Origin of the sequence: Caulobacter sp. 17J65-9 (assembly GCF_010975005.1) — a bacterium.
Lineage (GTDB): Bacteria > Pseudomonadota > Alphaproteobacteria > Caulobacterales > Caulobacteraceae > 17J80-11.
In genome coordinates, this window is the sequence record NZ_JAAIVC010000167.1 from 1 (window position 1) to 8,077 (window position 8,077).

Annotated in this window: 11 protein-coding genes; 5 read left to right on the plus strand and 6 right to left on the minus strand. The window is 72.7% G+C overall.

Annotated elements, in window-relative coordinates:
* A partial coding sequence (locus G3573_RS18150) for a hypothetical protein (protein ID WP_205598352.1) occupies positions 1-772 on the plus strand: 772 nt, incomplete at its 5' end.
* A gap of 4 nt (positions 773-776) precedes the next feature.
* On the opposite strand, the gene G3573_RS18155 is transcribed toward G3573_RS18150, so the two are convergent.
* On the minus strand, positions 777-1,262 hold the full coding sequence (locus G3573_RS18155; protein ID WP_163263101.1) for an ATP-binding protein: 486 nt from the start codon (positions 1,260-1,262) through the stop codon (positions 777-779).
* A gap of 253 nt (positions 1,263-1,515) precedes the next feature.
* Between G3573_RS18155 and G3573_RS18160 the strand changes: the two genes are divergently transcribed.
* A complete protein-coding gene (locus G3573_RS18160; RefSeq protein ID WP_163263102.1) occupies positions 1,516-2,349 on the plus strand; it encodes a hypothetical protein in 834 nt (277 codons plus the stop codon).
* Positions 2,350-2,368: 19 nt separating this feature from the next.
* On the opposite strand, the gene G3573_RS18165 is transcribed toward G3573_RS18160, so the two are convergent.
* Together G3573_RS18165 and G3573_RS18170 are read right to left on the minus strand one after the other, a co-directional pair.
* Positions 2,369-2,749 carry a hypothetical protein gene (locus tag G3573_RS18165; RefSeq protein ID WP_163263103.1) on the minus strand — a complete coding sequence of 127 codons (381 nt, stop codon included), beginning with the start codon at positions 2,747-2,749 and terminating at the stop codon, positions 2,369-2,371.
* On the minus strand, positions 2,746-3,189 hold the full coding sequence (locus tag G3573_RS18170; protein WP_163263104.1) for a hypothetical protein: 444 nt from the start codon (positions 3,187-3,189) through the stop codon (positions 2,746-2,748). Before G3573_RS18170 ends, G3573_RS18165 begins: the two co-directional genes overlap by 4 nt.
* A gap of 179 nt (positions 3,190-3,368) precedes the next feature.
* Between G3573_RS18170 and G3573_RS18175 the strand changes: the two genes are divergently transcribed.
* Positions 3,369-3,557: a hypothetical protein gene (locus tag G3573_RS18175; protein ID WP_163263105.1), complete on the plus strand. Its 189-nt coding sequence runs from the start codon at positions 3,369-3,371 to the stop codon at positions 3,555-3,557.
* 206 nt (positions 3,558-3,763) lie between these two features.
* Here the strand turns inward: G3573_RS18175 and G3573_RS18180 are convergent, their stop codons facing one another.
* The 3 genes from G3573_RS18180 to G3573_RS18190 all read right to left on the minus strand — a co-directional run bounded on the left by G3573_RS18180 (position 3,764) and on the right by G3573_RS18190 (position 6,334).
* Positions 3,764-4,291: a hypothetical protein gene (locus G3573_RS18180; protein ID WP_163263106.1), complete on the minus strand. Its 528-nt coding sequence runs from the start codon at positions 4,289-4,291 to the stop codon at positions 3,764-3,766.
* Positions 4,292-4,365: 74 nt separating this feature from the next.
* On the minus strand, positions 4,366-4,584 hold the full coding sequence (locus tag G3573_RS18185; protein ID WP_163263107.1) for a hypothetical protein: 219 nt from the start codon (positions 4,582-4,584) through the stop codon (positions 4,366-4,368).
* A gap of 259 nt (positions 4,585-4,843) precedes the next feature.
* The gene (locus G3573_RS18190) at positions 4,844-6,334 is read right to left on the minus strand and encodes a DUF1254 domain-containing protein (RefSeq protein ID WP_163263108.1); all 1,491 of its coding nucleotides are present in this window, start codon (positions 6,332-6,334) and stop codon (positions 4,844-4,846) included.
* Positions 6,335-6,466: 132 nt separating this feature from the next.
* On the opposite strand from G3573_RS18190, the gene G3573_RS18195 reads away from it, so the two are divergent.
* Both G3573_RS18195 and G3573_RS18200 read left to right on the plus strand, forming a co-directional pair.
* Entirely contained in the window at positions 6,467-6,673 is a 207-nt protein-coding gene (locus G3573_RS18195; RefSeq protein WP_163263109.1) for a hypothetical protein, read from the plus strand.
* Between the two features lie 76 nt (positions 6,674-6,749).
* Positions 6,750-8,077: hypothetical protein (locus G3573_RS18200; RefSeq protein ID WP_205598353.1), on the plus strand; the 1,328-nt coding region annotated here is incomplete at its 3' end.

The following is an 8,077-nucleotide window of genomic DNA, read 5'->3' on the forward strand; positions in this document are numbered from 1 at the left end:
GTACAGGGAGGCGGCGCAGGCGGCGCTCGCCAAGACGGCGCGCCCGCGGGCGACCTATGCGCTCGGGCCCGCGGCCCGGCGCGGCGACGCGGCCATGGTGCGCCGGCTGGCCGAGGCCGGCGCACCATTGATCGAGTCGGTGAGCTGGGTGGCCCGGCTGGGCGACACGCCGGCGGGCGTGCCCCGCGGCTATCTCGCCCCCGACGTCGAGGTCCCGGACTGGCCGGACAGCCCGGGGGCGGCGGAGCTGAAGGCGATGGACCTGCTGGCCGCGGAGGTCGTGCGAGCGCACGGGCCGCAGGCGCTGGAGAAGGCCTTCGCCAGCGCCGCCTACAGCGGCTACGGCGAAGTGATGGAGCGGCTGGTCGCGCGCGGTTTCGACCCGAGCCGGGCGAAGGATCCGTGGAGGATCTGGTCGAACTGGGCCGGCCAGTCGTGCAAACCCTCGATCGCGCGGCTGCTGGCCCGCACCGGCCTGCCGGCCAGCTATCCGCCGAATGACCGGACGCGCCGGCCGGCGTTGCACACGGTCGTGGCGAGCTGCCGGAATCCGGAGAGCGTGACGGTGCTGGTCGGGGGCGGGCTGGACGTCAACCTGATCAGCGTCGACGGCCAGACGGCGTTGGACGTGGCGCGCGCCACCAACCGTCCGAAGCTGGTCGCGGCGCTGCAGGCGCTGGGCGGGCGCACCGCCGTCGAGGTCGATCCCGCGGCGGTCGCCCGCTACAGGGCCGAACGCGACCTCGACGTGGTGCAGAGCGAGGAATTGTAACGCCTCACCCCTGCCGATGTACCACCACCTCGAACCCTTCCTCCGGCGTCGGCGGGGCGAAGTGGCTGGTGATCAGCTCGAACTGCGCGTCGGTCGGCGCGAATTCGTGGGCGCCGGCGGCGTTGCGGGCGTGCAGGCGGCTCTTGCAGAGGGCGTCGTCGGCCTCGAGCAGGTGCAGGCGGTGGCCGGCGCCGGCGGCCTCGTAAAGGCCGCGCATCCAGGCGCGGTTGGCCAGGGTGTTGGCCGGGAAGTCCAGCACCACCGACAAGCCCGCGGCCAGCAGGGCCGAGACGTGCTCGCCCATCGGGCCGCGCAGGCGGGCGGCGCAGCGGACGTAGTCGGCCACGCTCAGCATCTCGTCGGGGTACAGGCGCTTGAGCCAGCGGTCCTCGCTGATCAGCACGGTCGAGGGTTCGGCGGCCAGGCGGGCGGCCAGGGTGGATTTGCCGGCGGCCATCTTGCCGCACAGCAGGTGCAGGGTGGGGGTCATGCGGAGCTCGCATTGAACGGGCGGCGCGTCGCGGCGCGCGGCCCGGATCTCGAACGGTAGGCGACGAAAAAGGCGTCCCGGCCCGGCGTTCAGGCCGGGCGGCGAATTCGCCTCGTCAGGCGCGCGGAGGGCGCGTTCGGATCCATGCGCTCAGGGTAGCGGAGGGGCGGGGCGGCGGGCAAGCGCGAGGCCGATTGCCCGCCGCCGGCCAACGGCGCTACGCTTGCGCTGGAACGGGGAGCCCTTGATCTCGATGCGTACCGCCTTGGCCTGCGCCGTGCTTGTGCTGAGCGCCGCCGCCCAGCCCGCCCCGGCTTCGGCGCAGGGCGAGGGTGCGAGCGCGGCCGACGCCGCGCTGCAGGCCTGCGTGGACTACTACAACGGCGGCGACGCGAAGTTCGAGAAGGCGCTGGAGCTCTGCAACCGCGCCGTGGCGCTGGCCCCGCAATCCGCCACGGCGGCGGCGTTTCGCGGCTTCGTCTACCTGGAGGGCGGGCGCTACGCCGAGGTCGTCGCCGATCTCGATCGCGCCGTCGCCGCCTACCCTGGCGACTACCGGATCGTCAGCGTCCGGGGCCAGGCCAAGGCGCGGCTGGGCGACGCGGTCGGGGCGGCGGCCGACTTCGACGCCGCCGAGCGTCTGGCCCCGGCCGAAGCGCGCGCCGATATCGTGAAGCTCCGCGCCAAGTACCTGGCCGCCGCCTCCGCCCCGCCGCCGCCGGCGGCCGCCCTGGACGTCAAGGGCTGGACCCGGATCGGCGAGGAGGGCGGGACGACTCTGTTGGTCCGGCCCCATTTGTTCGACGACGGCACGCGCGGCGCGGTGTTCCGCACCGAATACGCGACCCCCGTGGCCGAAAAGATCGGCGACGGCGAGACCGTCCGGATCCGGTCGAAATCCGTGCAGTTCCAACTGGACTGCGCCCGGCGGACCATGACGCTGTCCTACATGGGCCTCTACGCGTCCCCGAACCTCGAGGACGAGGTCGGCTACGTCTGGGGCTGGCAGACCGGGGCCAAGCCCCAGCCGATGGACCGGCTCAAGGCCCCGGAGTACGCCGCCGTGTTCGACGCGGCTTGCCGCTAGGGGGCAAGGCGTCGCGCGCCTACTCGCCGGGCCGGTGGGGCGAAAGCCTGTTGCGGATGGCGGCCAGGATAAGGGTGACCGCTCCGAGGGAGAGCCAGAGCGGCGCGACGCTCTCGACCACAAGATGCCGAAACACAAGCAGGGCGACCTCGCTCGCCGGCTCCGGCGCCGGCGCGACGACGCGGAAAAACGCGCCGAACAGGAGGCCGGACGCAAGGCCGAACGCGGCGTAGAAACCCAAGCCGCTCAGCGCATGTGCGCGTCGGACATGCCGGTACAGGACGGCGGCGCCCGCCAGCAGCAGCGCCAGTCCGGCCGACATGGAGAGCCCGACCCACAGCGGAGGATAGGGCCAGCCGATCAGATGGCCTGCGCCCGCGCGGTCCGCGCCCGCGGTCACCCGCCCGCCTTCTTCGCCGCCTCTTCCTCTTCCTTGCGCAGGTCGGCCACGTGCTTGGTCAGGGCCACCGGCGCGGAGGGCGCGCCGAGCGCCGCCTTGCCGTCGGGCGTCGCCTTGGTCCACGGGTTCATGGAGATGCAGAACCCGCTCAGGTTGCCGCACTGGCGCACTTCGCCGGTGACGCTGTCGACGACGATGATGATCTGATCGTCGTCGTCCGGCGTCGCGCCCGCGGGATCGGCGGCGGCTTGCGCCGACGGTTCGCGGGCGATCTGGGTCCACATTTCGCCGGGCGCATAGAAGCCGACGCCGGCGTAGCGGCCCGGCTTCTTGGGCGTGAAGATGGAGAAAGGCTCGGCGGCGGCAGGCGCCTCTTCCTTCTTCTGGCACCCGCCCAGCGCCGCCGCGGCGAGCACGCCGATCACCACCATCGCCCTCATCGCCGAACTCCCCGCGAACCCTTTGTGCGGACGGGAGGCTGCGCTGATTCCGGGGCTTGCGTCGCGGCGTTCGAAAAACGGCGATTTCAAGATTTCCGCTGCTCCGCTGGAACGGGCGGGGGTGCGCGCACGCTTGGTGCGGGTGCGCTCGGGGCGCACAGTTTCAGTGGAGCGTCAGTATGCCGAACCGTCAGAAGCAGGGCGGCAAGGGCCAGCAGCGTGGTCAGGCCCAGGGCCAGCGGACCGAAGCTCAAGCCCAGTCCGACCTGAAGGCGCGTGAATACCGCGACGACAAGGGCCAGGTTCACCACCACACCCAAAGCTACATGGACCAGCACAAGGGCGAGCGGGGCGACCGGAACCGCTGACCCCTGACGGGGCGCTCCAAGGGGCGCCCCGTTTTCGTTTCCCTTTCATCGTCACCCTCGGGCTTGTCCCGAGGGCCCAGTGTTCCGTTCGCACGAACTGTCGAGGCTTCGCGCTCGGCGCACGGGTGCGAACGGCCCGGCCGTGGTGCGGCTGACCCCTGGGCCCTCGGGACAAGCCCGAGGGTGACGATCAAGGGGAGGATGGTTCAGGCCGCCGCCGGCGCCGCTTCGAGCGGCTGCGGGCGCAGGGCCTGGCGCAGGTTGGCGAGCGCGCGGATCAGCTGCAGCGCGCCGGCCGCGAACAGGCCGGCGGCGATCCAGGCGCCCAGCTGGAAGCCCGGCTCCAGGACGTGCGTCGGGTTCAGCCCGAAGCCCAGCGCGATCGCCGGCGCGAACAGGGCCGAGGCCATGTCGGCCAGGGCGCGCACGCCGCAGCGCAGGCGCACCAGGCCGGGCGTGAACAGGTCGGTCGTGGCGATCAGCGCCTGGCCCACCGCGCCGACCAGGCACAGCATGTACAGCGTCACCCGCCAGCCGGGGCGCAGGCCCCAGCGCTCCAGCAGGTCGCCGATCACCTGCAGGATCACCCACTGGCCCCACAGCACCGGCAGCCAGATCCAGAAGGCGGCCATCACGCCGGTCAGCAGCAGCGCGATCACGGCCCCGATCACCGGCCGCGGCCCGGGCTTCCACCCCGCCAACCACCAGGTCAGTGCGTCCGCCCACCGCGCCATCTCGCCCTCCCGCGTTCGTCCCGCCAAGCTTGGCAGGAGAGGCCGTCGTGCGGAAGCCTGCTCGCGCGGCGCGCTTACGGGCGAGGCGCGTCCTCGTAGGTGTAGGCGTGTGGGGGCGAGATCATGCGGGCCAGGGTCGCGAACATGAAGGCCGAGCCGGCCAGCATCAGCAGCCCGACCAGGATCGCCAACAGGCGCAGGAGCTTGGCGCCTGACCCCGCGCGCGCGAAACCGGCCATGCCCCAGGTGACGGCGGCGCCGCCGAGTATCGTGAAGCCCAGGAAGGCCAGCATCAGATTCGCCCCCGCGATCGTTGGTCTTCAGCTTGGCGCATGGCTGCGCGTATGGCGAGCGTCTTGGTGGTGTGCGCGTCGAGGGTGAGGGGCTGTCCAAATCCCGTCATCCCGGCCGCAGGCTCGCGCAGCGGGCCGGAGAGCCGGGACCCAGCCAGCGCGAGGCTTGTTGCAGCGCGACTTTCGCAGCGTCGATGTCGAGCTTGCTGGGTCCCGGCTCTCCGCTGCGCTTCGCTCCGCTACGGCCGGGATGACGAATTTAATGCACCGTTCCGACCTTCTCGACGTCGCCCGGCTTCCAGCTCCCGTCGAAGAACGCCTCGGTCGGGCCGTAGAATCGGAACAGGGCGAACCAGCCCTTGCCGGGCACGGTCTGGATCCAGTTGGCGCCGCCGCTGGGCGGCTGGGGGCCGAACCAGATGTCGATGGAGCCGTCGGCGTTGGCCTTCGGGCCGGTGTAGCTGCTGACCGTGGGGAAGGGCTGGCCGTTGCGCAGGATCGAGCGGCTGTCGGCGTCGTAGGCGACCACCGACCAGAAGGCCATGGCCGGCACGTCGGCCGGCACGTGCAGGCGGTAGGCCTTGGCTCCGTCCAGGTGCGCGCCCTCGGCGTCGCGGTAGGTGGCCAGGTACTGCGAGCCGGCCCCGACGTGCTTCTCGACCATCTGCGGCGACATGCCGATGGCCACGTAGGCGAAGGCCGCGCGCTGGTCGATGTCGACGAAGCCCTTGCTGTCGAAGCGGGCGCTGCCGCCGATGAACAGCCGCTCCCACTGGCGGTCGGGGTAGGGGCGCGCCTGTGCATCGGCGCTGTCGAAGCTGTTGGCGCGGGCGGCCGCCGAGGCGAAGCCGGCCGCCTCGTCGAACAGGTCGCGCCGACGCGCGTCGGGTTTGAACGGCTTGCCCTTCTGGATGCCCAGCGCGGCGAGGCGGAAGCGCTCGGCGTCGCTGAACCTGTCCTCCGGCTCGGTGGCGACGATCTCGGCCAGGTCGTCGAAATAGCGCGCGTCGTCGTTGAACAGGGTGTCGACCGCCTGGTGCGAGGCGTTGAACACGCCGATCGCCGCGCGCGCGTCGGCCTCGGCCAGGGGATAGATGCGGGCGGTCCTGATCAGCTCGGCCGCCTTGTCCGGCTCGCCGTCGACCTGGAAGCCGCGCACGCCGAAGGTCAAGCGATAGCTCGGCGAGCGCAGCACGGTGTAGCCGTCGGGAATGCGGTCGGCGTGGTCCGGCGGCACCAGCAGGAAGCGGCCGCCTTTTCCCTTGTCGACCCCGAGCGGGCCGAGGTCGGCGATCGGGTGCTGCCACAGGTCGACGATGCCGCCCAGCATGGACGGCGGGACCTCGATGACGACGGGGCCGTCGCGGCCTAAGTCCAGCGCGGCCAGGCCGTAGACCGTCTCGGTGTTGCCGGTCAAAAGCAGGGTGTCGGCGTCCATCAGCTGTTCCCACAGCACCAGCTGGTTCGGCGCGCCGGGCCCGGCCTGGGCCACGCCGCGCCAGACGCTGAACCAGGACACCGCCGGCATGTGGGCCAGGTAGGCCTCCACCGCCCGGTTGAAGGTCAGCGCCTCGCGCAGGCGCGCGGCGGTGTCGGGCGAGGGGTAGCCGCCGACGAACTCGAAGTCGCCCAGGCGGGTCTGCAGGGTCTCGGTGCCCAGCCAGGCGTGCTCCTGCGCGACGTCGCGGGTGGCGGGGACGCGCGCGGCCGCAGGCTTCGAGCCGGAGCCGGTGCCGAGGTTCTGGGTCATGGGAGGTCTCCGCCGGTGGGTCGCGCCAGAGGTGCGCCGGGGCGGGACGTGCGCCAATCGGGGGAACCCTGAGGCGGGCGGGGGAAAGATCCTCCCCCGAGTGAGCGAAGCGAACGGTGGGGGAGGGGGGTGATGAGCGCCGGCCTGCATCGCAGGCCGGATGCGATCGACAACGATTTGTCGATCGCCGCGAAGAACGCCCGCGCCGACGGCGCGGGCTGGGCGAAGCGGTGGAGGGGGCTCCAGCTTGGCGCGTCGGAACCGTCGCACTCCGCTGGAGCCCCCCTCGGCGGCTTCGCCGCCTGCTCCCCCCAGCGCTCCGCTCGGGGGGAGATCTGACCGGCGCTCCCTCCGCTTTCACCCCCACGTGATTCCCGTTTACGTTGACGGCCGTTCGCCAGCTCGGGGGAGGGGCATGGACGATCTCTTGGAGCCGCCGGCGCCGGCGCGGCGTCGCCGCGTGCGGCCGGTCGAGAAGGTCGAGGCGCCCGCGCCCGCGCCGACCACGCCCGACGCCGTCGAAATCGCCATGGAGCTGGAGCAGGGCGATCCGTCGCCCGACAGCCCCGCGCGCCGGGTGCTGGTCGAACACGCGCGGCTGTTGAAGTGGCAGGTCGCCGACCAGCGCATGGGCGTGGCGCTGAAGGCGCTGGCCGCGGTCGCGGTGGTGGCCGGCCTGTCAGTCGCCGGCGCGCTGCTGTGGAAGGGCCAGCAATCGACCGCCCTGGTGGTCGAGGCCTTCTCCACGCCGCCGGCGCTGGCCGAGCAGGGCGTGACCGGCCAGGCGGTGGCGGCGCGGCTCTTGGACCGGCTGGCCCGCTTCCAGGCCGAGACCGACACGGCGCGGGCGCCCGGCACCTTCGCCAACGACTGGAGCGGCGAGGTGAAGGTCGAGATCCCCGGGACGGGTCTGTCGATCGCCGACCTCGACCGGGTGCTGGGCCGCAGCCTGCGCCGCGAGACCCGCGTCTCCGGCGAGCTGGCGCGTACGCCGGCCGGGGGCCTGTCGCTGACCACCCGGGTGGGGACGAAGGCCCTGTCCGTCGAGGGGCGCGCCGACACGCTGGACGCCCTGGTGCAGCAGAGCGCCGAGGCGATCTACCGCGACACCCAGCCTTATCGCTACGCCATCTGGCTCAGCGGCCAGGGGCGCGCGGTGGAGGCCAAGGCGGCCATGCGCGACCTGGCCCTGAACGGCCCGATCGCCGAGCAGCCCTTTGCGCTGGCCGGCTACGCCAATCTCCTGCTCGCCGACGGCGATCGTCGCGGCGCCCTGCGCTACGCCCGCCGCGCCGTGGAAGTCGATCCGGAGTTCCGTAAGGCCTGGTGGAACATCAGCGACGCCCAGCAAGCGCTCGGGCGCGCCGAGGACGAACTGGTCACCCAGCGCGTCATCCAGCGCGACCCCTGGCGGCACGATCCGAAGGTCACCCGAACGGCCGAAAGCCATGGCCGGCTGGGCGCGGCCGCGCGCGAGCGCGAGCTGCTCGGCGACTACGCCGGCGCGGCCGGCTATGCGGCCCGGCGCACCGAGCTGGCGGAATACAACGGCAACCGGGTCTGGGCGCGCGCGCAGCAGATCGTCGACACCGCCCGCGCTCATGACGTCGGCGAGGCGCGGCGTCTGGCCGAGCTCTATGCGCCGGTGCTGGCCGACGCCTCGCTGTCCGCGCCGGTCGAGCGGGCGCTGGCCGAGGCGCGCGGCGACTGGGCCCAGGCGGCCGCGCAGGGGCGCCGCGAGCT

Bases quoted from the DNA above. Each gene is read 5' to 3' on its own strand.
- G3573_RS18180 (WP_163263106.1), bottom strand. From the start codon at position 4,291: ATGGCGCGGTGGGCGGACGCACTGACCTGGTGGTTGGCGGGGTGGAAG.
- G3573_RS18195 (WP_163263109.1), top strand. From the start codon at position 6,467: ATGAGCGCCGGCCTGCATCGCAGGCCGGATGCGATCGACAACGATTTG.
- G3573_RS18170 (WP_163263104.1), bottom strand. From the start codon at position 3,189: ATGAGGGCGATGGTGGTGATCGGCGTGCTCGCCGCGGCGGCGCTGGGC.
- G3573_RS18160 (WP_163263102.1), top strand. From the start codon at position 1,516: ATGCGTACCGCCTTGGCCTGCGCCGTGCTTGTGCTGAGCGCCGCCGCC.
- G3573_RS18190 (WP_163263108.1), bottom strand. From the start codon at position 6,334: ATGACCCAGAACCTCGGCACCGGCTCCGGCTCGAAGCCTGCGGCCGCG.
- G3573_RS18185 (WP_163263107.1), bottom strand. From the start codon at position 4,584: ATGCTGGCCTTCCTGGGCTTCACGATACTCGGCGGCGCCGCCGTCACC.
- G3573_RS18175 (WP_163263105.1), top strand. From the start codon at position 3,369: ATGCCGAACCGTCAGAAGCAGGGCGGCAAGGGCCAGCAGCGTGGTCAG.
- G3573_RS18155 (WP_163263101.1), bottom strand. From the start codon at position 1,262: ATGACCCCCACCCTGCACCTGCTGTGCGGCAAGATGGCCGCCGGCAAA.